At 41.3% G+C, this 23,878-nt stretch carries 29 protein-coding genes; 7 read left to right on the plus strand and 22 right to left on the minus strand.

From position 1 onward, the window contains the following. The first annotated feature begins 59 nt into the window (after positions 1 to 59). Complete coding sequence (locus tag OC193_RS08115) at positions 60 to 710, plus strand: DUF2987 domain-containing protein (protein ID WP_048665034.1); 651 nt, start codon at positions 60 to 62, stop codon at positions 708 to 710. A 303-nt stretch (positions 711 to 1,013) separates the two neighbouring features. Next, positions 1,014 to 1,907: a tRNA 2-thiocytidine(32) synthetase TtcA gene (ttcA, locus tag OC193_RS08120; protein ID WP_017059635.1), complete on the plus strand. Its 894-nt coding sequence runs from the start codon at positions 1,014 to 1,016 to the stop codon at positions 1,905 to 1,907. A 139-nt stretch (positions 1,908 to 2,046) separates the two neighbouring features. Here the strand turns inward: ttcA and uspE are convergent, their stop codons facing one another. From uspE to ccoN, 10 genes are all read right to left on the minus strand, one after another. Next, positions 2,047 to 2,997, minus strand: a complete 951-nt coding sequence (uspE, locus tag OC193_RS08125) for a universal stress protein UspE (protein WP_017070547.1) — start codon at positions 2,995 to 2,997, stop codon at positions 2,047 to 2,049. Between the two features lie 132 nt (positions 2,998 to 3,129). After that, positions 3,130 to 3,876, minus strand: a complete 747-nt coding sequence (locus tag OC193_RS08130) for an FNR family transcription factor (RefSeq protein ID WP_017632474.1) — start codon at positions 3,874 to 3,876, stop codon at positions 3,130 to 3,132. Positions 3,877 to 3,962: 86 nt separating this feature from the next. Then, the gene (locus OC193_RS08135; protein ID WP_048658745.1) at positions 3,963 to 4,637 is read right to left on the minus strand and encodes a sulfite exporter TauE/SafE family protein; all 675 of its coding nucleotides are present in this window, start codon (positions 4,635 to 4,637) and stop codon (positions 3,963 to 3,965) included. Next, positions 4,627 to 4,863, minus strand: a complete 237-nt coding sequence (ccoS, locus tag OC193_RS08140) for a cbb3-type cytochrome oxidase assembly protein CcoS (RefSeq protein ID WP_048658746.1) — start codon at positions 4,861 to 4,863, stop codon at positions 4,627 to 4,629. Before ccoS ends, OC193_RS08135 begins: the two co-directional genes overlap by 11 nt. Next, complete coding sequence (locus OC193_RS08145) at positions 4,863 to 7,235, minus strand: heavy metal translocating P-type ATPase (protein ID WP_048665035.1); 2,373 nt, start codon at positions 7,233 to 7,235, stop codon at positions 4,863 to 4,865. The genes ccoS and OC193_RS08145 overlap by 1 nt, the downstream gene beginning before the upstream one ends. 5 nt (positions 7,236 to 7,240) lie before the next feature. Further along, the gene (locus tag OC193_RS08150) at positions 7,241 to 7,720 is read right to left on the minus strand and encodes a FixH family protein (RefSeq protein ID WP_048658748.1); all 480 of its coding nucleotides are present in this window, start codon (positions 7,718 to 7,720) and stop codon (positions 7,241 to 7,243) included. Between the two features lie 108 nt (positions 7,721 to 7,828). After that, positions 7,829 to 8,803, minus strand: coding sequence for a cytochrome-c oxidase, cbb3-type subunit III (gene ccoP, locus OC193_RS08155; protein WP_048658749.1), 975 nt, complete (start codon positions 8,801 to 8,803; stop codon positions 7,829 to 7,831). Next, complete coding sequence (locus tag OC193_RS08160; RefSeq protein WP_004733679.1) at positions 8,803 to 8,976, minus strand: CcoQ/FixQ family Cbb3-type cytochrome c oxidase assembly chaperone; 174 nt, start codon at positions 8,974 to 8,976, stop codon at positions 8,803 to 8,805. The genes ccoP and OC193_RS08160 overlap by 1 nt, the downstream gene beginning before the upstream one ends. Positions 8,977 to 8,985: 9 nt before the next feature. Next, positions 8,986 to 9,606, minus strand: coding sequence for a cytochrome-c oxidase, cbb3-type subunit II (ccoO, locus tag OC193_RS08165; RefSeq protein ID WP_017059643.1), 621 nt, complete (start codon positions 9,604 to 9,606; stop codon positions 8,986 to 8,988). An 11-nt stretch (positions 9,607 to 9,617) separates the two neighbouring features. Further along, complete coding sequence (gene ccoN, locus OC193_RS08170; protein WP_102424429.1) at positions 9,618 to 11,051, minus strand: cytochrome-c oxidase, cbb3-type subunit I; 1,434 nt, start codon at positions 11,049 to 11,051, stop codon at positions 9,618 to 9,620. A 252-nt stretch (positions 11,052 to 11,303) separates the two neighbouring features. Between ccoN and OC193_RS08175 the strand changes: the two genes are divergently transcribed. The 3 genes from OC193_RS08175 (at position 11,304) to OC193_RS08185 (ending at position 14,693) form a co-directional block, all read left to right on the plus strand. Continuing rightward, entirely contained in the window at positions 11,304 to 11,669 is a 366-nt protein-coding gene (locus OC193_RS08175) for a hypothetical protein (protein ID WP_048665037.1), read from the plus strand. 115 nt (positions 11,670 to 11,784) lie between these two features. After that, positions 11,785 to 12,969 carry an FIST signal transduction protein gene (locus tag OC193_RS08180; protein ID WP_048658752.1) on the plus strand — a complete coding sequence of 395 codons (1,185 nt, stop codon included), beginning with the start codon at positions 11,785 to 11,787 and terminating at the stop codon, positions 12,967 to 12,969. Further along, on the plus strand, positions 12,969 to 14,693 hold the full coding sequence (locus tag OC193_RS08185; protein ID WP_048658753.1) for an ATP-binding protein: 1,725 nt from the start codon (positions 12,969 to 12,971) through the stop codon (positions 14,691 to 14,693). Before OC193_RS08180 ends, OC193_RS08185 begins: the two co-directional genes overlap by 1 nt. A gap of 174 nt (positions 14,694 to 14,867) precedes the next feature. Here OC193_RS08185 and OC193_RS08190 read toward each other — a convergent pair whose 3' ends face one another. The 4 genes from OC193_RS08190 to OC193_RS08205 all read right to left on the minus strand — a co-directional run bounded on the left by OC193_RS08190 (position 14,868) and on the right by OC193_RS08205 (position 17,113). Continuing rightward, entirely contained in the window at positions 14,868 to 15,101 is a 234-nt protein-coding gene (locus OC193_RS08190; protein ID WP_048661938.1) for a hypothetical protein, read from the minus strand. 67 nt (positions 15,102 to 15,168) lie between these two features. Next, positions 15,169 to 15,522, minus strand: a complete 354-nt coding sequence (locus OC193_RS08195) for a hypothetical protein (RefSeq protein ID WP_048661940.1) — start codon at positions 15,520 to 15,522, stop codon at positions 15,169 to 15,171. Positions 15,523 to 15,524: 2 nt separating this feature from the next. Beyond that, positions 15,525 to 15,800, minus strand: coding sequence for a single-stranded DNA-binding protein (locus OC193_RS08200; RefSeq protein WP_048661941.1), 276 nt, complete (start codon positions 15,798 to 15,800; stop codon positions 15,525 to 15,527). An 8-nt stretch (positions 15,801 to 15,808) separates the two neighbouring features. Continuing rightward, positions 15,809 to 17,113, minus strand: a complete 1,305-nt coding sequence (locus OC193_RS08205) for a phage/plasmid replication protein, II/X family (protein ID WP_048661943.1) — start codon at positions 17,111 to 17,113, stop codon at positions 15,809 to 15,811. 121 nt (positions 17,114 to 17,234) lie between these two features. On the opposite strand from OC193_RS08205, the gene OC193_RS08210 reads away from it, so the two are divergent. After that, positions 17,235 to 17,645: a helix-turn-helix transcriptional regulator gene (locus OC193_RS08210; RefSeq protein WP_048661944.1), complete on the plus strand. Its 411-nt coding sequence runs from the start codon at positions 17,235 to 17,237 to the stop codon at positions 17,643 to 17,645. A 593-nt stretch (positions 17,646 to 18,238) separates the two neighbouring features. On the opposite strand, the gene OC193_RS08215 is transcribed toward OC193_RS08210, so the two are convergent. The 4 genes from OC193_RS08215 to OC193_RS08230 all read right to left on the minus strand — a co-directional run bounded on the left by OC193_RS08215 (position 18,239) and on the right by OC193_RS08230 (position 20,484). Then, positions 18,239 to 18,472: a hypothetical protein gene (locus OC193_RS08215; protein ID WP_048661938.1), complete on the minus strand. Its 234-nt coding sequence runs from the start codon at positions 18,470 to 18,472 to the stop codon at positions 18,239 to 18,241. 67 nt (positions 18,473 to 18,539) lie between these two features. Then, complete coding sequence (locus OC193_RS08220) at positions 18,540 to 18,893, minus strand: hypothetical protein (RefSeq protein WP_048661940.1); 354 nt, start codon at positions 18,891 to 18,893, stop codon at positions 18,540 to 18,542. A gap of 2 nt (positions 18,894 to 18,895) precedes the next feature. Then, on the minus strand, positions 18,896 to 19,171 hold the full coding sequence (locus tag OC193_RS08225) for a single-stranded DNA-binding protein (RefSeq protein ID WP_048661941.1): 276 nt from the start codon (positions 19,169 to 19,171) through the stop codon (positions 18,896 to 18,898). Between the two features lie 8 nt (positions 19,172 to 19,179). Continuing rightward, positions 19,180 to 20,484 carry a phage/plasmid replication protein, II/X family gene (locus tag OC193_RS08230; protein ID WP_048661943.1) on the minus strand — a complete coding sequence of 435 codons (1,305 nt, stop codon included), beginning with the start codon at positions 20,482 to 20,484 and terminating at the stop codon, positions 19,180 to 19,182. Between the two features lie 121 nt (positions 20,485 to 20,605). Here OC193_RS08230 and OC193_RS08235 point away from each other — a divergent pair, with 121 nt between their 5' ends. Next, positions 20,606 to 21,016 (plus strand): helix-turn-helix transcriptional regulator, encoded by a 411-nt coding sequence (locus OC193_RS08235; RefSeq protein ID WP_048661944.1) that lies wholly within the window; start codon positions 20,606 to 20,608, stop codon positions 21,014 to 21,016. A 593-nt stretch (positions 21,017 to 21,609) separates the two neighbouring features. Here OC193_RS08235 and OC193_RS08240 read toward each other — a convergent pair. From OC193_RS08240 to OC193_RS08255, 4 genes are all read right to left on the minus strand, one after another. After that, on the minus strand, positions 21,610 to 21,843 hold the full coding sequence (locus OC193_RS08240) for a hypothetical protein (protein ID WP_048661938.1): 234 nt from the start codon (positions 21,841 to 21,843) through the stop codon (positions 21,610 to 21,612). 67 nt (positions 21,844 to 21,910) lie between these two features. Continuing rightward, positions 21,911 to 22,264 (minus strand): hypothetical protein, encoded by a 354-nt coding sequence (locus tag OC193_RS08245; protein ID WP_048661940.1) that lies wholly within the window; start codon positions 22,262 to 22,264, stop codon positions 21,911 to 21,913. A gap of 2 nt (positions 22,265 to 22,266) precedes the next feature. Next, positions 22,267 to 22,542 carry a single-stranded DNA-binding protein gene (locus tag OC193_RS08250; RefSeq protein WP_048661941.1) on the minus strand — a complete coding sequence of 92 codons (276 nt, stop codon included), beginning with the start codon at positions 22,540 to 22,542 and terminating at the stop codon, positions 22,267 to 22,269. A gap of 8 nt (positions 22,543 to 22,550) precedes the next feature. Next, entirely contained in the window at positions 22,551 to 23,855 is a 1,305-nt protein-coding gene (locus OC193_RS08255; RefSeq protein ID WP_048661943.1) for a phage/plasmid replication protein, II/X family, read from the minus strand. Positions 23,856 to 23,878: the final 23 nt, after the last annotated feature.

Here is a 23,878-nt window from a genome sequence, read left to right on the forward strand (position 1 = left end):
AGCAGCTCATTGGCTGCTCTTTCTATTTATAAACGCTCAACTTCGACAAGATTATAATAATGAAAAAGACAGCACTCGCTTTATTAGCCTCATTAGGCCTTGGGGTTTCTCTTCCAGCTTCCGCGCAAGAGTACATGTTCACGTATTCTAAGCTTTATACTCAACTGAAAAACAACACCAAAGAAGGGCATGATGATGTCAAAGTTGCGGTCTTCTTTGTTGATCAACAAGCTCAGCAAACCTGTCACATCAGCAAAGCTTGGATGGAAAAAGAAGAGCACTACGAAGAGCTAAAAGTCTCTCCTGCGAATGAACTGCTTCTACCTGTAGATCAAAACCTTCGTTCAGCTAATCCTCTTATCTTTGTACAAACTCAAGAAGAAGAGTGTGCGTATTCTTTGGTTGTGATGACGCAAGAGCCTTTAGCTGGCACAGTAGAAGTAACTCAACTAGAAAACCTATTACCACAGATGCAGGCGATGCTTGAAGATGTCAGCGGTATGTTCTCTGGTTGGTTCACGCCTGATATCCAAGGGTTAACGCTGGAATTCGCTAATAAGCTTGAAGGCAACATAGAGCTTTCAAACGGCAAGCAACTACCAATCAAAGAAGGGCGAGCGAAATTCACCTTAGAAGAACTGAATGGAAGTGACAGCATCACGTTACCAGAACCAACAGTTCGCGTATTGCCGTACATTCCCGCGCAATAATTTTTAAAGGAATTATTGTTAGCAGAATCAGTCTCCAAACTTTCATGACATATCTTAAAGCAGCCTGATCGAATTAGAGCAGGCTGCTTTTCTTTATCTGTGATACCAACCGAGAGCTTGTGAAGCCGCGTTTCCCTACCGCTTAGGGAGCTTATCGAACAATAAAAGCCGAATCTTTCTAATACTCAGCTTGTTTATCCTGCCGTTACTATTTCAACATGAAATAAAAATCCGTATAATCCACGCCCTAAAACAGTCCCACTAGCAATCTACAGTCGGTAATACGACGGTGTGAGAGTCGCAATGAACCAAAACGATAATAGAAAAGAAACACTTGAATTCAACAAACTTCAGAAACGTCTGAGAAGAAATGTTGGAAATGCCATCATCGACTACAACATGATCGAAGAGAATGACGTAGTAATGGCATGTATTAGTGGCGGTAAAGATTCATTTGCGATGCTAGACATTTTGCTACGTTTACGTGAAGCAGCGCCTATCAAGTTTGATGTTGTGGCAGTAAACCTAGATCAAAAACAACCTGGGTTCCCTGAACACATTCTTCCTGAGTACTTTGAAACGCTGAACATTCCTTACTACATCGTAGATAAAGATACGTATTCAGTGGTTAAAGAGAAAGTGCCTGAAGGCAAAACAACGTGTGGCCTATGTTCTCGTCTTCGTCGTGGTACTTTGTACTCATTCGCAGAGAAGATCGGCGCAACTAAGATCGCACTTGGTCACCACCTAGACGACATCGTTGAGACCATGTTCCTAAACATGTTCCACGGCGCGCGCCTAAAGGCTATGCCACCAAAGCTTCGTTCAGATGATGGTCGTAACGTTGTTATCCGTCCACTGACTTACTGTCGCGAAACGGACCTAATCAAATACGCTGAGCACAAAGAGTTCCCAATCATTCCTTGTAACCTATGTGGTTCACAAGAGAATCTACAGCGTCAGAACATTAAAGCGATGCTAATTGATTGGGATAAGAAAACGCCAGGTCGTGTTGAGAAGATCTTCAAGTCAATCCAGAACGTAAGCCCAAGTCAACTGGCTGACCGCGAGCTGTTTGATTTCGTGAACCTTCCTCTAGACCGTAGTGAAGATCGCAAAGCATACGAATTCGAAGAAGCTGAAATCTCATCTTCAAACATTGATGAGTCAATGTTCATCGACGTAACGAACGTTTAGCCATTTGAGTCGATAAAGATGATATTAGCCATTCTGTATTTGGAATGGCGTTGCTCTAGATAAACAAAAACGCCTCAAGCAATGCTTGAGGCGTTTTTTTATGAGTTGAACTTGTAGTGAAGCTCTGTGCTTAAACGACTTAACCTTTCGAAAGGTTAGGGTCTAATGGGCTCACGTAACCAGACGGTTTAAGAGCCAACACATCACAGTTAATTTTGTCGATAACATGCTCCGCTGTATTACCAATAAACACGGCAGACAAGCCAGTACGACCCGTGGTACCCAGAATAACCATTGCAGCGTTATTTTCAGAAGCCACACGAGGAATAACATCTTCAGGCAAGCCTTGCTCAACTACAGTTTGTTCTTCACACATACCGTGCTTTTGGCGAAGCGCTTTCATTGCCGTCAAGTGGTGACCACGAACTGCGTCAGTATAAGACGTTGGATCAAACTCTGGCAGTTCAATCGTGATATTAGCAGGTGTCACTGGGTAGGCATTCACCAAGAACGGTTCAGCATCCAAACGACCCGTGATCTCTAGTAACCTGTCGACCATAGTGTCGTTAAGCTCTAAGTGAGCTTCTGTTTCCGAACCCACATGAACTGAAGCAAAAATCTTCGCGTGATCTGGCCAGAAATCATTTTTAACCAATAGCACTGGGCTAGGGCATTTTCTCAAAAGATGCCAATCAGTTGGAGTGAATATGACAGATTCCAAGGTATCGTGTTTGCGCGTACCTTTGATTAAGATGTCATGCTCGCCACTGTAAACCTCGGCAATGATCGCTTCATACGGGCGGTTATGCCAAACCACTTGTACATTAAATTCAATAGAATCATCTAGGTAAGGTTCTGCGACTTTATTCATCCAAATTTCGCGTTGGTGAATTACACCTTTGCGCATTGCGTCTCTTTCATCGATAGAGAGCATAGATGTCATTTCATACGAGAAGTCGTATATCGACAAAAAGAAAGTGATGTGGCTTGTTGAGGTGCTTTTCTTGGCAAGTTGGATAGCACGAACTAGAGCAGGTTGCTCATCGTGATTAATGTCTGCGACAACTAAAATTTTGTTATAGATACTCATAACTAAGCCTACTTTTCAGACCGAACATATAAATAATGTAGCGTAGTTATGGAGAGATTAAGAGAAATATAAGAGGTTTTAAGAGAGAAACATGATGTAGCTCATTATTGAACTACATCATTGATATCTAGACTATTCTTTTGAAACGCCAGCAAGTTCCATCAACGCATCGTGATCTTCGATAGTGATATATTTGCCTTTAACGCTCAAGATGTCTGCTTTTTGGAAACGACCTAAAAGACGGCTGATTGTTTCAACAGTCAAGCCAAGGTAGTTACCAATATCGCCACGAGTCATCGTTAGGCGGAACTCACGCGGGCTGAAGCCACGCTGAGAGAAGCGAGTAGAAAGGTTGTAAAGGAATGCAGCAAGACGCTCTTCCGCGTTCTTCTTAGAAAGAAGCAGAATCATTTCTTGGTCACCTTTAATCTCGTTACTCATCAGGCGCATAATTTGCTGACGCAATTTAGGCATTTTTCCTGATAGGTCATCAAGAATCTCATATGGGATTTCACATACCATAGAAGTTTCTAGCGCTTGTGCGAAACTAGGGTGTAGGTCACCAGTAATCGCATCGAAGCCAACAAGATCGCCCGCTAGGTGGAATGCAGTAATCTGCTCATCACCTTGCTCGGTAATCGTGTAGCTCTTGATCGTTCCAGAGCGAATAGCGTATAGAGATTTAAGCTCGTCACCGGCTTTAAATAACTCTTGGCCTTTTTGAATAGGCTTTTTTCTCTCAATGATCTGATCAAGTTGATCGAGTTCAGATTCATTCAAAGTAAACGGAATACAGAGCTGGCTAATACTACAATCCTGGCAATGGATCGCACAACCACCAGACTGAACACGTTTCGTCACAGGCTTTTCAGAAATCATAACAATCTTTCACTATTTGATATACGTCAATATTTTAGCATTCCTTAATCCTAAAGGGTAGTAAAAAAACCGGATTTAAAGAATGGCTATACGGTATAAATAATGAGCTGTAGCGCCATATATCCGGTATAGAAGCCGTAAATGAGGATTAAAATTGCGCCTAGTTGGCGAAATAAGTCAGCTTGTTGCAGTTTTTTGAGGAAATTGGCACCCATGCCAACTGTTAACATTGCCGGAAGCGTGCCTAAACCGAAAGCAAGCATGATACCGGCTCCGTTGTACCAACTTCCTGATACGGCTGCCCACGTAAGCATAGAGTAAACCAGGCCGCATGGAAGCCAACCCCAAATAAAGCCAAACGGCAAAGCGTGGCTAGGGTGCTTCAATGGTAGAAATGATTTACCTAAAGGAGATATATAGCGCCATAGTTTCTGTCCGATCTTTTCAAAGAACAACAAGCCGAACCACCATTTACCGATATACAAACCTAAGACGATCATAAAGCCAGCAGCAAATAATCGCAGCCAACCCAGCAGAGCGTTAAAATCGCTTAGCTGACCTATCGAAGAAATTGCGCCGCCAATCACACCACCAATCACGGCATAACTTAGCAAGCGTCCTAGGTTATAAAGCAGGGGAATAACAGGGGAAGGTTTACTGTTGCCAATCGAAAGAAGCGACGCAATACCACCACACATTCCCATGCAGTGGCCTGCGCCGATCAATCCAACAACAAAGGCTCCGATCCAATCAGGCGTCATCGTTCTTTTTGTCTACGTTAGTTTGGCTTTCGCTGTAAGCTGTCTCATTCTTGACAGGTTTGCTATCAGAATGGTTGTGAGCCTTTTCGTCTTCATCAAACAGAATGTTGTGACCTTGACGTTCTAGATCTTCAAACTGTTCGCTCTTCACCGCCCATAGAAAAATACCAACAGCGATGCACACTAGTACAATCGCAATGGGGATCAGGATGTATAAACTTTCCATTATTTACCTTGCTCTTTTAAAAGCCTTAACGAGTTAGACACAACAATAATAGAGCTGGCAGACATGCCAACAACGGCGATGTATGGAGCAACCAAACCTGCAACAGCCAATGGAAGAATGAGTAAGTTATACCCTAATGACCAAGCTAGGTTTTCACGGATTATCTTACGCGTTTTTAACGCCAAAGTACGCGACTTAAGTAATCTATCGAGTTTATCACCCAACAACACCATATCCGCAGAAGCTTTCGCCACATCCGTACCGCCACCCATAGCAACTGAAAGGTGAGCACCCGCAAGAATAGGGGCATCGTTAATGCCATCGCCAACCATCATGGTAATGTCACTTGCATCTCGAGAGTTCAAGTAAGCAAGTTTATCTTCAGGCTTCGCGTTAGCAACAATGTCTGTAATACCGATCTCTTCAGCAACAGGCTTCGCGTTAATCAAAGAATCGCCAGTAAGCAGAGTCGTTTTGATTCCCGCTTCTTTAAATTGCTTAATAAACTCGATGCTTTCTTTGCGAATGGGATCTTCATAAGTAAACGTTGCGATATGACGGCCCGCCATCGACAAGTAAATACCGTTACTTTCCGATGGTTGAGCTTCACCCAAAATGAACTCACTACTGCCGATCGCTACTTCCAAGCCATTCCACTCACCAGTAATACCTGAACCGATCACGTTATTGACAGACTCTACTTCAATATCATCTGAAATATGAGTTTTAAACGCTTTCGCAATAGGGTGGTTAGCGTGTTGCTCCAAGCTCGCCGCTACTTTGAGACAGGTGTCTTTATCAAGCTCAGCGAAGGTTTCAACTTGGCTGATACGAATATCACCCTCAGTCAATGTGCCTGTTTTATCAATGATCAAGTGATTCACTTTGCACAAGGTTTCAAATACATGGCCTTTACGCAGCAAGATACCGAAGTTACCCATACGAGAAGTGGAACAGGTAATTGCCGTCGGTGTCGCGAGTGACAGAGCACACGGACAAGTCGCAACGAGTACAGACAACATGATCCAGAAAGCGTCTTCTGGTCGTGTTTGGTGCCAGTAGAACCAAGTGCCAAATGAAATGATCAAGATAACCGCAACAAAGTATCGCGCTACTACATCGGCAATTTCAGCAATTCTAGGTTTAGAAAGTTGCGCTTCATCTTGCAGGCGAACGATATTGGAAATCACCGAATCCGCTTTTGATGTCATCACTTCCAGTTCAAACGACTCGTCACCATTCAATGTACCAGCGAAGACAGTATCACCCTCGTTTTTTACTACGTGGATAGATTCACCAGTCAGCATCGATTCATCAATATGAACTCGACCAGACAGTACTTTGCCATCGGCAGGAATGTGTTCACCCGGAAGAACGCGAATTTGGTCGCCAACTTTTAAGGTTTTTACCGGAACTTGTTCGCCATCTAACGTTGTTGCCATAGCAGGAACGAGCTTAAGCAGGTTACCACTAGCAGCAGCTGCTTTACGACGAGCGCGCATTTCAAGGAAACGACCAAGCAGTAAGAAGAAGGTAAACATCGAGATAGATTCGAAGAATACTTCACCTTTCTCTGTCACCGTTGCGACCAAACTTGCAACATAGGCAAACAACAGAGCAATCGACACAGGCACATCCATACCCAATGTTCGCCCTTTGAGGCTACGCCACGCATTGATATAGAAAGGCAATGCAGAGTAGAGCAAAACCGGTGTTGCGAAGATTAAGCTGACCCAACGGAAGTAGCTTTTGAATTCGGGCTCAAGGTTACCAAAGACTTCAAGATAAAGCGCCACAGCCAGCATCATGACCTGCATGGTTGCTAAACCAGCAATACCAAGACGATAGAGATAATTCTTCATCGAACGGTGATAGGCGGCTTCTTGTTGATCAGCCTCGAATGGTGCGGCTTTATAACCTAGGGTGTGGATTGCAGACAACAGCTCGCTCAGTTTAGCCTGAGTGTTGTCCCAACTGAGCAGGGCGCGGTTAGTCGTGGTATTAACACGAATACTAACAACCCCTAACTTTGAAGAGACTTGCTTCTCAATAAGCCATGCACAAGCAGCACAAGAGACACCTTCTAGTGACAATGTCACTTCAGAGGTATTTTCAGAGTTACGGACGAACTCCAATTGAACATCTTCGTTGTCGTAATGACTGAGTGCCAGAAGTTGCTCTGGCACGAGATCCGCTTTTTCAGCTGGAGCGGTACGATATTGGTAGTAAGAGACCAAGCCGCTATCAACGATTGTCTGGGCTACGGTTTCGCAGCCCGGACAACACATCTGCCGCACCGATCCTAAGATTTCTACTTTAAAATCCGTTTCCGCTGGTACATCTTCACCGCAGTGATAACAGGATTCACACATAAGCTTTAGTTCGTTAGTTGAGTAGGAGTATCAATAGGGAAGTTCATGCGACCTTGCACTAACCATTCAGAATTATGCGGAGAAAGCTCGATAAACCATGGACCTTGCATTTCATGGTCCAGAGTCAACGTGTAGTTGCCTCTCGCATCAGCGGTCAGTAGCTGAGTAAAATCACGGTCAGGCAGCGTTCGGTGCACGAACATTGCGCTAATAGCAGGGAAGTGGTCTAGCTTGCCTTTGTCGAGAGTAATGATAACCGAGTTACCTTTCTCGCTAACTGAAGCTGATAGGCCAAGCTCTTTAGCAACGTTTACTTTTGAAATGTCGACATTAATACCTTTACCTTTTTTATAGTAATCTTCAGTAACAACGTGAACTGAATGGTTGGTAAGTATCGCGACTCGAACCAACGTTAGCATAGAAACGCCAACGGTTAGGAAGAGCAAAAACCACGGCCAAAACTGCTTATACCAAGGTTGTTCCATATTATTATTCTCAATATATACAATGAAATAAAACTATTTTTTACAAACACTTAAGGTTATAACTGTAAAAGAAAGACAGCCCCTTAAGAAGGGGCTGTTATCATTATGTTACTCTTTATCTGAGTTGCTGAGGCTCCAGACGTAGGCTGAGACGAGCTGAACCTTATCCTCACCGAGGATGTCTTTCCAAGCCGGCATTACACCAGAACGTCCGTACATGACTGTTTCCGTCACATCAGCGCGAGAATCACCGAATAGCCAGTCGCGGTCAGTTAGGTCAGGTGCGCCAACAGCAGGGTTACCCTTACCATCAGTACCGTGACACGCTGCACACACTACAAAGCGAGCTTTACCAGCCTCTGCTTCACGTGCGTTTACGCTACGACCAGAAAGGCTAAGCGTGTAGCTAACTACTTCTTTTACGCCTTCTTCGCCAAGAGCGTCTTTCCAACCTGGCATTTGACCGACACGACCATGCATGATGGTAGTAACGATAGCTTGTGGTTCACCACCATATAGCCATGCGTTATCAGTTAGGTTCGGGAAACCTTTCTGACCACGAGCATCAGAGCCGTGACACTGAGAACAGTTTTGTAGGAACAAACGTTGGCCCACTTTGATTGCGTCAGCATCTGATGCAATGTCAGGGACAGAACGTAGACCATTTTCGTCGTGAGCTAGCTTTCTGAATGCTTCACCAAAGTAGGTGTCTGCATCATCAAGCTCTTTCGCGTATGCATCTAACTGTTTGTTTGCTTGCGCAGCAGCGATTGCAGAGCGAGACTCTTCTACGCTACGAACTGTTTGGTTTGAACTCGTCCAACCTAGTAGACCTTTAAAGTTGCCAAGGCCTGGGTATAGAGCTAGATAAACAGCTGCAAACACAATTGTGCTAACGAAAAGGTATGTCCACCATTTAGGAAGTGGGTTATTAAGCTCACGAATACCATCGTATTCATGGCCCATATCATGACCTTCTTCTACACCTGTTTTATCGTTGGAACACCAACGAAGTAAGGCTGCACAGCCAATCAGCGTACCGATTGTGATTACTGTTACCCAAATACTCCAGAATGTACTCATTACTTCGTCACTCCTTGATTTTTATCTTTCGCAGGTGCTTCATCAGCGAACACTAGGTTTGCATCTTCGTCGAAGCGCGACTTACGATTTTTACCGAAAGCCCACCAAACGATGCCGATGAAACAAGCAAAAACAGTAACAGTCCAAACACTTTGAAATGTAATAATGTCCATAATTATTCCTTATTTCATTGCGTGGCCAAGCGATTGAAGGTAAGCGATGATTGCATCCATCTCTGTTTTTCCTTCAACATCTTGTTTAGCGTTAGCAATTTGTTCGTCTGTGTAAGGAACACCAAATTGGTTACGGAAGATTTCAAGCTTCTGTTTAGTCAATTTGCCATCAAGTACATTCTCAGCAAGCCATGGGAAACCAGGCATGTTTGATTCAGGAACAAGTTCACGAGGGTCGATAAGGTGAACACGGTGCCACTCATCAGAGTAACGATCACCAACACGCGCTAGATCAGGACCAGTACGCTTAGAACCCCATAGGAATGGGTGTTCCCAAACGCTTTCGCCAGCTACAGAGTAGTGACCGTAACGTTCCGTTTCAGAGCGGAAAGGACGAATCATTTGGCTGTGACATACGTTACAACCTTCGCGAATGTAGATATCACGACCTTCCATTTCCAGAGCAGAGTAAACGCGTAGATTTTCTACAGGTTCAGTCGTCTGCTTTTGGAAAATAAGCGGGGTAATTTCTACTAAAGCACCAAAACTGATAGCAATAACGATAAGAATCGCTAGTAGGCCAACGTTCTTCTCTACCAACTCATGGCGATTATTTGAATTTGAGCTCATTCTAAATCTCCTTAAGCCGGTTGAGGGATAGCTTTAAGGCTATCTTTAGGTGCAGAAACAGTTTTGTACGTGTTGTATGCCATTAAGAACATACCAGATAGGAAGATGAAACCACCTAAGAAACGTACAAAGTAGAACGGGTAAGATGCTTCTACAGATTCAACGAAGCTGTAAGTTAATGTACCGTCAGAGTTAACTGCACGCCACATCAGACCTTGCATCACACCTGAGATCCACATTGCAACAATATAGAAAACCGTACCAATCGTTGCTAACCAGAAGTGAACATTGATTAGAGATACAGAGTACATACGCTCTTGACCAAATAGTTTAGGAACTAAGTGGTAAACCGAACCGATAGAAACCATTGCAACCCAACCTAACGCACCAGAGTGAACGTGACCGATAGTCCAGTCCGTGTAGTGAGATAGTGCGTTAACCGTTTTGATTGCCATCATTGGGCCTTCGAATGTCGACATGCCGTAGAATGATAGAGAAACGATTAGGAAACGTAGGATTGGGTCGTAGCGAAGCTTATGCCACGCGCCAGATAGAGTCATAATACCGTTGATCATGCCACCCCAAGATGGAGCAAACAGAACCAAAGACATAACCATACCTAGAGATTGAGTCCAGTCAGGAAGTGCTGTGTAGTGTAGGTGGTGAGGACCAGCCCAGATATACAGAGACACGAGAGCCCAGAAGTGAACAATCGACAAACGGTAGGAGTAAACAGGGCGACCAGCTTGTTTAGGTACGAAGTAGTACATCATACCTAGGAAACCAGCTGTCAATAGGAAGCCTACCGCATTGTGTCCGTACCACCATTGCACCATTGCATCGATCGCACCGGAATAAATCGAGTACGATTTAAACGCAGATACAGGAACAGCCAGGCTGTTAACGATGTGCAACACGGCAACCGTGATGATGAAGGCTCCGAAGAACCAGTTCGCTACGTAAATGTGCGATGTCTTACGCTTAATCATGGTTCCGAAGAACACGATTGCATAAGCTACCCACACAAGAGTAATAGCAATATCGATTGGCCATTCAAGTTCTGCGTATTCTTTACCAGAGGTTAAACCTAACGGTAAAGTAATTGCAGCGGACAGGATAATCGCTTGCCAACCCCAAAAGGTAAAGGCTACGAGAGGGCCACCAAAGAGACGCGTCTGACAGGTACGTTGTACAACATAATATGATGTTGCAAACAGCGCACTTGTACCGAACGCAAAAATAACCGCATTAGTATGCAGGGGACGTAAACGACTGTACGTCAACCACGGCGTATCAAAGTTTAGCTGTGGCCAAACTAATTGAGCGGCAATCAAAACACCAACGCCCATACCGACAATACCCCACAAAATTGTAACTAGGGTAAATTGACGGACGACCGTATAGTTGTAGTTTTGTTCAAGCTGCTTTTCTTGGCTCATTTGCATGCTTCCAATTTCTTATTTACTACACTTTACTTCCAACACGACTCACGTCGTAATGCCACCCAAATTAGAAAAGGAAATTCAGCCTATTCAGGGCTTTATTTCCACTTGCTGATTTTAAAAAAAAGTGGCATTTTCAACGCGACACTATACTTGAATTAACAAATCAATGACAGAGTAGTAACCTTACGCTTGGTCAGGAATTGGATTTTTATTTAAAAACTTTGAACTTTGTAACAAGGAGTAAAGATTATAATGGCGGCACAAAAGCTAACAAAAGGCAGGCTTGTTCAAATTATCGTCATGTTGGTTATTTTAATAGCTGCATTTACTTGGAGAACAGTAACATACGATAATGACGAAACAGTGAACTGTATCGTTTCAAAACCTTGTGAATTTGGTATTGATAATCATAATGTTTTAATTTCGGGCGATAACCTAGGGTATTCGATCGAAACATCTAAAACTGGCAAATTTATCATTAGCTATAATGAAAGCGGAATTCTGAAAGAAAAAGGGCCATCAGATTGGCTGTTACAAACTAATGATAAGAATTCCTCAATAACGGTTACATTTCCACAACAGGTGAGCACGTTTTCTGTAAACCTGTCTAAAGAGTAACAGAGAGAAAACTGGGGTACGCCTCGGTTCTTTTGATAGAAATATGTACCAAATCAGTGAAACACAATGCATTAAAGTGTTATAAAGAGAACATTAATAAAGTTTCCCAGAATCTATGAAATTTCTATCAAAAGTCTCTTACTCCCTAGACGATAAAATCGCAGTAGATGAGTTGCTCAGCGGGGTTGAAAACGCTGACGATATTGCTTGTCTTATTTGCTACTGCACAGAAGAATATTCGACACTCGCTGTTCAGAGATATTTCGTAGACGCTCTCCCTAACACTCCTGTACATGGCTGTACCACTTGTCACGGCATTATGACAGAAACTGGGTTTCATTCTGGTCCGGTAATTGGCGTACTCATCATTTATGACTCGGGAATCAACGCCTACGGTACAGGTATCGAGCACTTTAGCGACTCCATAGACCGCAGCACCTTCAGCGCGATCGACAAAGCACTTAAGAACGCCAACCGAGAGGGCGAAATCCCCGATCTTATCTTGCTGCATTCCACTCCTGGTAATGAAGAGAAGGTGATGGCAGCTATCGATAAAAAGTTTGGTACTGAGGTGCCTATTATTGGCGGTAGTGCTGCGGACAATCAGGTTTCTGGAAATTGGAGCATCTTCACCGAAGAGTCGCTATCTATAAATGGCGTATCTTTAACGGTGGTGTTTGCGTCTCAGTCAATCTATTCCTCTTTCAGTGCAGGTCATACGCCTACACGTTACTCAGGCACTGTGACTAAAGTACGAAATAGAATTTTGCTGGAGATAGACCATCGGCCAGCTGCCACAGTTTATAACGAATGGACCAATTTTCACCTAGGTGGCAGTGACGATGGCTATATCTTTGAAAAATCGTCTGTTTATCCTTTGGGGAGGAAAGTTGGCTCATCTTACAACTATCCGTATTTCAAGCTCTCTCACTCTATCCGAGAAACAGAGTGCAACGGGATCGAGCTCTTCACCGACATTAGTGAAGGTGACACCATCTATCTAATGCAAGGCTCTAAACAACAGTTAATAAGCCGTGCCGCTAATATCATTCATTCTTCTTATTACAACGATATGGATCTTGAAGAGAAGCTCGGAGCAATCAACATTTTTTGCGCGGGCCCAATGCTCAACCTAAAGCAAGATATGGAAGAGGTTTGCGAGCAAATAAATCAAGCACTTAATGGGCTTCCATACATATGTCCGTTCACGTTTGGTGAGCAAGGCAGGCTCTCTGGTGGCGAAAACGCACACGGGAATTTAATGGTATCGTCTGCAACGTTTTATAGGTTGAAAAAGTAATGGGTTCTGAAGGTCAAGAAGCGCTGCAAGAAGCTCGTATTGAACTGCAAAAACTAAAAGCCCGTGAGCGAAAACTGGCTGAAGAGAACAGAGTGATCTTATCAACCATCTCTGCGATCAGTAAGGCGAGTAACATATCTGAGATATTCTCTAGCTTGGAGTTTGTCCTCAAAAAATACATTAGGTTTGATGATTTTATCGTGGTATCAAGGGTAGGGAACGAAGGCAGTTTCAAAACCCTGCTAACCAATAACAAAGTCTTCGAACAAATGAATTGGAGCGATTGTGGCAAGCTATCGCGAGTCATCAATGGTGAATGCGCCATCCTTTTCGAACCCAAGTCTCTTGGGGAATTCAACTCTCTGCATCCCATTGTTCTCGACCAAATCAACTCCGTTCTAATTACGGGTATAGATAGCGGACTAACACAATCCGTCATCATCTTTATCCACTCTAATACCAAGCACTTTAGTATTGAAACCAAGGCCACATTAAACCGTTTCCGACCGTTGATAGAACGTGCTGTTTTCGATATTGAGAATAAAGAAAAGCTTGAGGCAACCGTTCGAGAACGTACAGCAGAGCTTGTCACAGCAAGAAAAGACGCCGAAAGAGCTAATAAGGCAAAGTCTGAATTCCTCGCAATGATGAGTCATGAATTAAGAACACCGCTAAACGCCATTATTGGCTTAATAGACACCCTCAAATCCACATCATTGAACGAAGAACAACAGTCTATACTACTCAACATGAGCACATCATCTGAGCTCCTATTGGCAATTATCAGTGATGTGTTGGATTTTTCTAAGATTGAATCTGGATGCTTCTCGTTAGCGCCTCAATGGAGCAACGTAAGCGACACTGTAACTTTTGTGTTGTCTGAACAAAAGAAGACAGCAGACGATAAAGGTTTGTCGCTAACCGTAACCAGCGATATCCCTGAGGGTGAACTTCATTATCTCGACCCAAGTCGTTTGGCACAAATCCTATTTAATCTAATTGGCAACGCCATTAAGTTCACTGAACGTGGGCATGTCCATGTTTCTATCAAGTACCAGCAGAGTTCATTCTATATAACAGTAGAAGACACAGGGATTGGTATCAGCTCACAACAACTTTCGTCGCTGTTCAGTCCATTTGTGCAAGCTGATAGCACAATCACACGCAGATTTGGCGGCACAGGTTTAGGCTTGGCAATCACCAAAAGACTGGTTGAGCTGATGCAAGGGCGTATATCGGTAGAGAGTGAACCAGGAAAAGGTTCTAAATTCGAAGTACAACTGCCAGTACTAACCAGAGTCACGAACAATCTGGCCAACATTGAAGATAATGATTGTCCACGAGATTTAAGAAGCCGTTATTCAGTGTTAGTTGTCGAAGACAACCCAACCAATCAAATGGTGATCAAATTAATCCTAACGCGACAAGGCCACGAAGTTTTCATCGCCAGCAATGGTGAGGAAGCGATTGGCTTTGTGGAAAGAGCCAACGACTCGATAGACATTATTTTAATGGATGTGTCGATGCCGGTAATGGATGGATTAACCACAACCAAATACATGAGAGACGCGAACATCAAAACGCCAATTGTCGCGCTAACAGCACACACATCAGTTGAAGACAAATGTTCGTGCTTAGATGTTGGTATGAATGATTTCGTGACCAAGCCAGTAAGAACCAAAGAGATCACTGAAGCAATTGATCGATTGATGCTTGAAGTCTAATAAACGTATTCTTAATCGAAGATTAGGAAATATGTTTATTAGGTATTTTATGGTAAATAGCCTTACTGTTAAATAGAACGCCGATTTGGTAGATAAATAAGAGGCAGGGCATCATATGAAGATACCTGCCTTATAAACACCAAATCCAATTTAACATAATATACATAATACGCACTAAGACGTAAGTTCTTTCTGGGGGCTATCTAGCTGCTCTTGGGCTTTAATCTGCGGATAAACTTTCATGTAACCTAACATAGCTTGTAGAGTTTCTATCTCATCATGCATGTGGTCATAAAGATTAACTGACATTTCAGATGGACATGCTCCAGATTGCAAGAACATTGATAGATGGGCAATGTTATTTAATTTATCTTCTGCATCGCATAACGTGTATTCTTTAGCGGTCATAATCAACTCCGTTTCAGTTGGTTGTGTTCAAAGCCCGTAGCTGTGTCACCAGTTACGGGCTTTATTTTTAGTGTTTAGTAGAATCGGTTCTAAATGGATTTGAAGATGGTAAAGACATACGGCCTTTAAAATCATCTGGTGCTATAACAATAACCTGGTTCCCCAAATCAAAAGCCACAACAATGATTGCTCTGTTCTTCAATTCAAGAAATTCTATGGTGCATAAAGCCTCTGAATATAAATTAAAATTCATAGCTTGATCAGGTAAACCAGTCCAAATCTTGTTCAATATGGCATCAGTCTCTTTGTATTGAAGAAGAAAATCATCTTGCTCTGGGTTGTGAATGAGCCAACCATGAAATTTGGCACTCTCAGGTAAGCCTGCAACTTTCTTTAGTTCTTCAGGTTTAATTATGCTCAAAGTTAAGCCTCAATCGGAGTAATTAATTGACCAAAGCGCTTTAATTCTAGCGCTCCAAAATTGTTAATAGCATAGCTAGAACTATGAAGCGTATATAACCCAGCTGCGTATGGTGTTTGATCCTTTTCCATTGAAATTTTAATGAGTGAAGGAAATTTACCAACTAGATAAGCATAGGCATCTTGCTCATAAAAAGTACGTGATGGTTTATCATCTTTTGCTCTTGATGTGCGCTGTTCTACACGTTCATCTTCTTTGAAAATCTCAATTTTAATCATGTTTAGCCTTATGCTGTTCTTAGTTGAGTAACACTGGTATCTAACTCTAAAAGCTGTCTAGTCATAGGACCAAAATCAGGTTCGACATACCAATCAGGAACTTGTTTTGAAAAATCTATGCTGATGATTTCGCATAAAGGAACAACTTTATTCATGCCATTACCAGACAGGTTTTGAAGTTGAGCCTTAGTAAATCCAGCATCGAGTAACATATTCAGGTTGTTATAAAAACTCCTACGAGCACTAAAAGAACGCTGAACCTCTTTAAAGCCTTCATTGATTAAGCGGCGGTAAAATGAAAATGCCCTATCCGCTTTAGCGAAACTAACTTTTCCTGTTGGGGTGAACTTCTTGTAAAATTCTCTGAGCTGTCCCTGTACTCTCTCATCATCATAAATATTCATAGCTTGACCTTTGAATGTGTTGTCTATCAGCTTTCCATATGTTTCTTTCCAGAGTTCTTCGATTAACTCTTTGCCTGTTTCTTCTTTTAGCTGATGTTGATATTTAATTAAGTCGTGGATATTTGTAGGTATGTCTAATTGCTGTAATTTTCGTTTCTTAATTTCGGATTCAAAGCGAACTAAATACTTTGAATAGTGAAGTATTCTAGGGTCAGACATGGCGTCAAATACGAATTGAGCGTGTTTATCACCTTTCTGTGCTTTATCCGAATATTCATTGTACTGCTTGATAAACTCATGATATTTAGAATAAATTTTACCTCCCCAATAGGACGAGTTGGTATTGTGCTTACAAGTTGTTTCATAATCGTATCGAGAAGAGCGAACCTGACCATGAGAGACATTTCTAAAGTGGTTAATAGCTTGTTTACATTGCTGTTCAGTTTCAACTTGAGCGGAAAAAGTACAGTCAAGTTGCAATACTTGAGCAAGATCCCAATCAACCATCAAAGCGAGTTCAGGATTCGATAAAGTAAGAGAAGAATAAAATTCCGAGTAAGCCAGCAAAATGCAATTAGAACCGAAAACGTTATGACCCTGAATAATTTTGGCCGGACTAGCTTTCAACTCGATATGAGGGGGAATGTTTACTGAACCATTATGAAACTTGAGAGCAATACCCGTATAACTCGATGGTACTTGCTGAAATGGGATAAATTCACTAAATACACTATTGATGTTGCCAAACTCGTCTCTCTCAATTGCACCAGAACCAATAAATCCAGTATCAGCAGCAACTTTAGCCACATTCAACTCTTGATAATATGCAGAACTACCCGAAGCACGACATTCCAGATGAAAACAATATTCAGATTTAAATGGAACCATTAATCGGAGCAAATCGAGCATATTAAAAAGCCTGTCAAGTACGTTTTTTTATAACTTAACCTCTACCATTCATAACTTCAAGAGCTGCATACAAAAAAGTGGTGTTACAATAATAAATAAACGTACCTAAAGGGGTCTTTTCATGCTTAAAGATGTAATTAAACAAGCGAGAATGAACAAAGGATTCACGCAAGAACAAATAGCTGAAAGAGTAAAAGTTGCCAAACAAACATATCTAAAATGGGAAAATGGTGAAACAGAACCTAAAGCAACACAGATAAGACTATTGGCCGAAAATCTAGATGTAACAGCCGACGAAATATGTAATGGAGAATTAGATACCAAGTATAGTCTTGAGACCTTCATCTATGAGATGGCAAGTGCAACAAGGTATAGAGACTTAGAAACATTAATTACTTGGAAGCATGTTAGTGATCATAAAAAGTTCATCAGTGATCTTAAAGTTGATTGCGAAGGCGATCCATATGTGGCAGATGAAATTAACAAAACTAAAGATGATGCTTATTGGGCTGCACAAGCCGAAAGTAGGTAAATGTGCAAATATGGCACAAGGGTAGACTATTAAAGGAAGTCTACCCCAACTAACGTGATTTACATCACATGTGGATATTCGAAAAGGAAAGCCCCGACCCCGCGCTACGCTTGCCTCGGTGTTCGGTGGCTTTTTCTCCTTTTCTCCTTCTCACCGTCCTTGCTCAGTCTTCGCCGTCCTTGTTCGTCGTCAAACGTCGAGTAACCGATAGAAACGAAAATTGGGAGTGCTCTGTACCAAAAAGCTATTCTGGCAAAATGAAAGGAAGGTTTTATGATCTTCTTTTGAGGGAGTAACGCTTCGCTGCTTTTCGGGCATTTGGGGAAGTTATGCCCAAGAACTGTATCGAGTGCCCTTATCCCTGCGGGGCTAAATTATGAATCAAAAATAAGATTTGATGAATCAATTTTGGGTTTTGATTACTAATGCGCATTGTGCAAATTATGTTACGGGTTAACTTCTAACAACGATTTTCCTAACGGGCATCAAAAAGGCCAGACAAGCTGACCTCCTCATTGAGCATGTTACTCACCCACGTTCTTATTCAGTTAAGCAAGCAAACCACTCAACATAATTTAGACCCATAATACGCACTAAGACGTAAGTTCTTTCTGGGGGCTATCTAGCTGCTCTTGGGCTTTAATCTGCGGATAAACTTTCATGTAACCTAACATAGCTTGTAGAGTTTCTATCTCATCATGCATGTGGTCATAAAGATTAACTGACATTTCAGATGGACATGCTCCAGATTGCAAGAACATTGATAGATGGGCAATGTTATTTAATTTATCTTCTGCATCGCATAACGTGTATTCTTTAGCGGTCATAATCAACTCCGTTTCAGTTGGTTGTGTTCAAAGCCCGTAGCTGTGTCACCAGTTACGGGCTTTATTTTTAGTGTTTAGTAGAATCGGTTCTAAATGGATTTGAAGATGGTAAAGACATACGGCCTTTAAAATCATCTGGTGCTATAACAATAACCTGGTTCCCCAAATCAAAAGCCACAACAATGATTGCTCTGTTCTTCAATTCAAGAAATTCTATGGTGCATAAAGCCTCTGAATATAAATTAAAATTCATAGCTTGATCAGGTAAACCAGTCCAAATCTTGTTCAATATGGCATCAGTCTCTTTGTATTGAAGAAGAAAATCATCTTGCTCTGGGTTGTGAATGAGCCAACCATGAAATTTGGCACTCTCAGGTAAGCCTGCAACTTTCTTTAGTTCTTCAGGTTTAATTATGCTCAAAGTTAAGCCTCAATCGGAGTAATTAATTGACCAAAGCGCTTTAATTCTAGCGCTCCAAAATTGTTAATAGCATAGCTAGAACTATGAAGCGTATATAACCCAGCTGCGTATGGTGTTTGATCCTTTTCCATTGAAATTTTAATGAGTGAAGGAAATTTACCAACTAGATAAGCATAGGCATCTTGCTCATAAAAAGTACGTGATGGTTTATCATCTTTTGCTCTTGATGTGCGCTGTTCTACACGTTCATCTTCTTTGAAAATCTCAATTTTAATCATGTTTAGCCTTATGCTGTTCTTAGTTGAGTAACACTGGTATCTAACTCTAAAAGCTGTCTAGTCATAGGACCAAAATCAGGTTCGACATACCAATCAGGAACTTGTTTTGAAAAATCTATGCTGATGATTTCGCATAAAGGAACAACTTTATTCATGCCATTACCAGACAGGTTTTGAAGTTGAGCCTTAGTAAATCCAGCATCGAGTAACATATTCAGGTTGTTATAAAAACTCCTACGAGCACTAAAAGAACGCTGAACCTCTTTAAAGCCTTCATTGATTAAGCGGCGGTAAAATGAAAATGCCCTATCCGCTTTAGCGAAACTAACTTTTCCTGTTGGGGTGAACTTCTTGTAAAATTCTCTGAGCTGTCCCTGTACTCTCTCATCATCATAAATATTCATAGCTTGACCTTTGAATGTGTTGTCTATCAGCTTTCCATATGTTTCTTTCCAGAGTTCTTCGATTAACTCTTTGCCTGTTTCTTCTTTTAGCTGATGTTGATATTTAATTAAGTCGTGGATATTTGTAGGTATGTCTAATTGCTGTAATTTTCGTTTCTTAATTTCGGATTCAAAGCGAACTAAATACTTTGAATAGTGAAGTATTCTAGGGTCAGACATGGCGTCAAATACGAATTGAGCGTGTTTATCACCTTTCTGTGCTTTATCCGAATATTCATTGTACTGCTTGATAAACTCATGATATTTAGAATAAATTTTACCTCCCCAATAGGACGAGTTGGTATTGTGCTTACAAGTTGTTTCATAATCGTATCGAGAAGAGCGAACCTGACCATGAGAGACATTTCTAAAGTGGTTAATAGCTTGTTTACATTGCTGTTCAGTTTCAACTTGAGCGGAAAAAGTACAGTCAAGTTGCAATACTTGAGCAAGATCCCAATCAACCATCAAAGCGAGTTCAGGATTCGATAAAGTAAGAGAAGAATAAAATTCCGAGTAAGCCAGCAAAATGCAATTAGAACCGAAAACGTTATGACCCTGAATAATTTTGGCCGGACTAGCTTTCAACTCGATATGAGGGGGAATGTTTACTGAACCATTATGAAACTTGAGAGCAATACCCGTATAACTCGATGGTACTTGCTGAAATGGGATAAATTCACTAAATACACTATTGATGTTGCCAAACTCGTCTCTCTCAATTGCACCAGAACCAATAAATCCAGTATCAGCAGCAACTTTAGCCACATTCAACTCTTGATAATATGCAGAACTACCCGAAGCACGACATTCCAGATGAAAACAATATTCAGATTTAAATGGAACCATTAATCGGAGCAAATCGAGCATATTAAAAAGCCTGTCAAGTACGTTTTTTTATAACTTAACCTCTACCATTCATAACTTCAAGAGCTGCATACAAAAAAGTGGTGTTACAATAATAAATAAACGTACCTAAAGGGGTCTTTTCATGCTTAAAGATGTAATTAAACAAGCGAGAATGAACAAAGGATTCACGCAAGAACAAATAGCTGAAAGAGTAAAAGTTGCCAAACAAACATATCTAAAATGGGAAAATGGTGAAACAGAACCTAAAGCAACACAGATAAGACTATTGGCCGAAAATCTAGATGTAACAGCCGACGAAATATGTAATGGAGAATTAGATACCAAGTATAGTCTTGAGACCTTCATCTATGAGATGGCAAGTGCAACAAGGTATAGAGACTTAGAAACATTAATTACTTGGAAGCATGTTAGTGATCATAAAAAGTTCATCAGTGATCTTAAAGTTGATTGCGAAGGCGATCCATATGTGGCAGATGAAATTAACAAAACTAAAGATGATGCTTATTGGGCTGCACAAGCCGAAAGTAGGTAAATGTGCAAATATGGCACAAGGGTAGACTATTAAAGGAAGTCTACCCCAACTAACGTGATTTACATCACATGTGGATATTCGAAAAGGAAAGCCCCGACCCCGCGCTACGCTTGCCTCGGTGTTCGGTGGCTTTTTCTCCTTTTCTCCTTCTCACCGTCCTTGCTCAGTCTTCGCCGTCCTTGTTCGTCGTCAAACGTCGAGTAACCGATAGAAACGAAAATTGGGAGTGCTCTGTACCAAAAAGCTATTCTGGCAAAATGAAAGGAAGGTTTTATGATCTTCTTTTGAGGGAGTAACGCTTCGCTGCTTTTCGGGCATTTGGGGAAGTTATGCCCAAGAACTGTATCGAGTGCCCTTATCCCTGCGGGGCTAAATTATGAATCAAAAATAAGATTTGATGAATCAATTTTGGGTTTTGATTACTAATGCGCATTGTGCAAATTATGTTACGGGTTAACTTCTAACAACGATTTTCCTAACGGGCATCAAAAAGGCCAGACAAGCTGACCTCCTCATTGAGCATGTTACTCACCCACGTTCTTATTCAGTTAAGCAAGCAAACCACTCAACATAATTTAGACCCATAATACGCACTAAGACGTAAGTTCTTTCTGGGGGCTATCTAGCTGCTCTTGGGCTTTAATCTGCGGATAAACTTTCATGTAACCTAACATAGCTTGTAGAGTTTCTATCTCATCATGCATGTGGTCATAAAGATTAACTGACATTTCAGATGGACATGCTCCAGATTGCAAGAACATTGATAGATGGGCAATGTTATTTAATTTATCTTCTGCATCGCATAACGTGTATTCTTTAGCGGTCATAATCAACTCCGTTTCAGTTGGTTGTGTTCAAAGCCCGTAGCTGTGTCACCAGTTACGGGCTTTATTTTTAGTGTTTAGTAGAATCGGTTCTAAATGGATTTGAAGATGGTAAAGACATACGGCCTTTAAAATCATCTGGTGCTATAACAATAACCTGGTTCCCCAAATCAAAAGCCACAACAATGATTGCTCTGTTCTTCAATTCAAGAAATTCTATGGTGCATAAAGCCTCTGAATATAAATTAAAATTCATAGCTTGATCAGGTAAACCAGTCCAAATCTTGTTCAATATGGCATCAGTCTCTTTGTATTGAAGAAGAAAATCATCTTGCTCTGGGTTGTGAATGAGCCAACCATGAAATTTGGCACTCTCAGGTAAGCCTGCAACTTTCTTTAGTTCTTCAGGTTTAATTATGCTCAAAGTTAAGCCTCAATCGGAGTAATTAATTGACCAAAGCGCTTTAATTCTAGCGCTCCAAAATTGTTAATAGCATAGCTAGAACTATGAAGCGTATATAACCCAGCTGCGTATGGTGTTTGATCCTTTTCCATTGAAATTTTAATGAGTGAAGGAAATTTACCAACTAGATAAGCATAGGCATCTTGCTCATAAAAAGTACGTGATGGTTTATCATCTTTTGCTCTTGATGTGCGCTGTTCTACACGTTCATCTTCTTTGAAAATCTCAATTTTAATCATGTTTAGCCTTATGCTGTTCTTAGTTGAGTAACACTGGTATCTAACTCTAAAAGCTGTCTAGTCATAGGACCAAAATCAGGTTCGACATACCAATCAGGAACTTGTTTTGAAAAATCTATGCTGATGATTTCGCATAAAGGAACAACTTTATTCATGCCATTACCAGACAGGTTTTGAAGTTGAGCCTTAGTAAATCCAGCATCGAGTAACATATTCAGGTTGTTATAAAAACTCCTACGAGCACTAAAAGAACGCTGAACCTCTTTAAAGCCTTCATTGATTAAGCGGCGGTAAAATGAAAATGCCCTATCCGCTTTAGCGAAACTAACTTTTCCTGTTGGGGTGAACTTCTTGTAAAATTCTCTGAGCTGTCCCTGTACTCTCTCATCATCATAAATATTCATAGCTTGACCTTTGAATGTGTTGTCTATCAGCTTTCCATATGTTTCTTTCCAGAGTTCTTCGATTAACTCTTTGCCTGTTTCTTCTTTTAGCTGATGTTGATATTTAATTAAGTCGTGGATATTTGTAGGTATGTCTAATTGCTGTAATTTTCGTTTCTTAATTTCGGATTCAAAGCGAACTAAATACTTTGAATAGTGAAGTATTCTAGGGTCAGACATGGCGTCAAATACGAATTGAGCGTGTTTATCACCTTTCTGTGCTTTATCCGAATATTCATTGTACTGCTTGATAAACTCATGATATTTAGAATAAATTTTACCTCCCCAATAGGACGAGTTGGTATTGTGCTTACAAGTTGTTTCATAATCGTATCGAGAAGAGCGAACCTGACCATGAGAGACATTTCTAAAGTGGTTAATAGCTTGTTTACATTGCTGTTCAGTTTCAACTTGAGCGGAAAAAGTACAGTCAAGTTGCAATACTTGAGCAAGATCCCAATCAACCATCAAAGCGAGTTCAGGATTCGATAAAGTAAGAGAAGAATAAAATTCCGAGTAAGCCAGCAAAATGCAATTAGAACCGAAAACGTTATGACCCTGAATAATTTTGGCCGGACTAGCTTTCAACTCGATATGAGGGGGAATGTTTACTGAACCATTATGAAACTTGAGAGCAATACCCGTATAACTCGATGGTACTTGCTGAAATGGGATAAATTCACTAAATACACTATTGATGTTGCCAAACTCGTCTCTCTCAATTGCACCAGAACCAATAAATCCAGTATCAGCAGCAACTTTAGCCACATTCAACTCTTGATAATATGCAGAACTACCCGAAGCACGACATTCCAGATGAAAACAATATTCAGATTTAAATGGAACCATTAATCGGAGCAAATCGAGCATATTAAAAAGCCTGTCAAGTACGT

The sequence above is a fragment of the Vibrio crassostreae genome, assembly GCF_024347415.1.
Classification (GTDB): domain Bacteria; phylum Pseudomonadota; class Gammaproteobacteria; order Enterobacterales; family Vibrionaceae; genus Vibrio; species Vibrio crassostreae.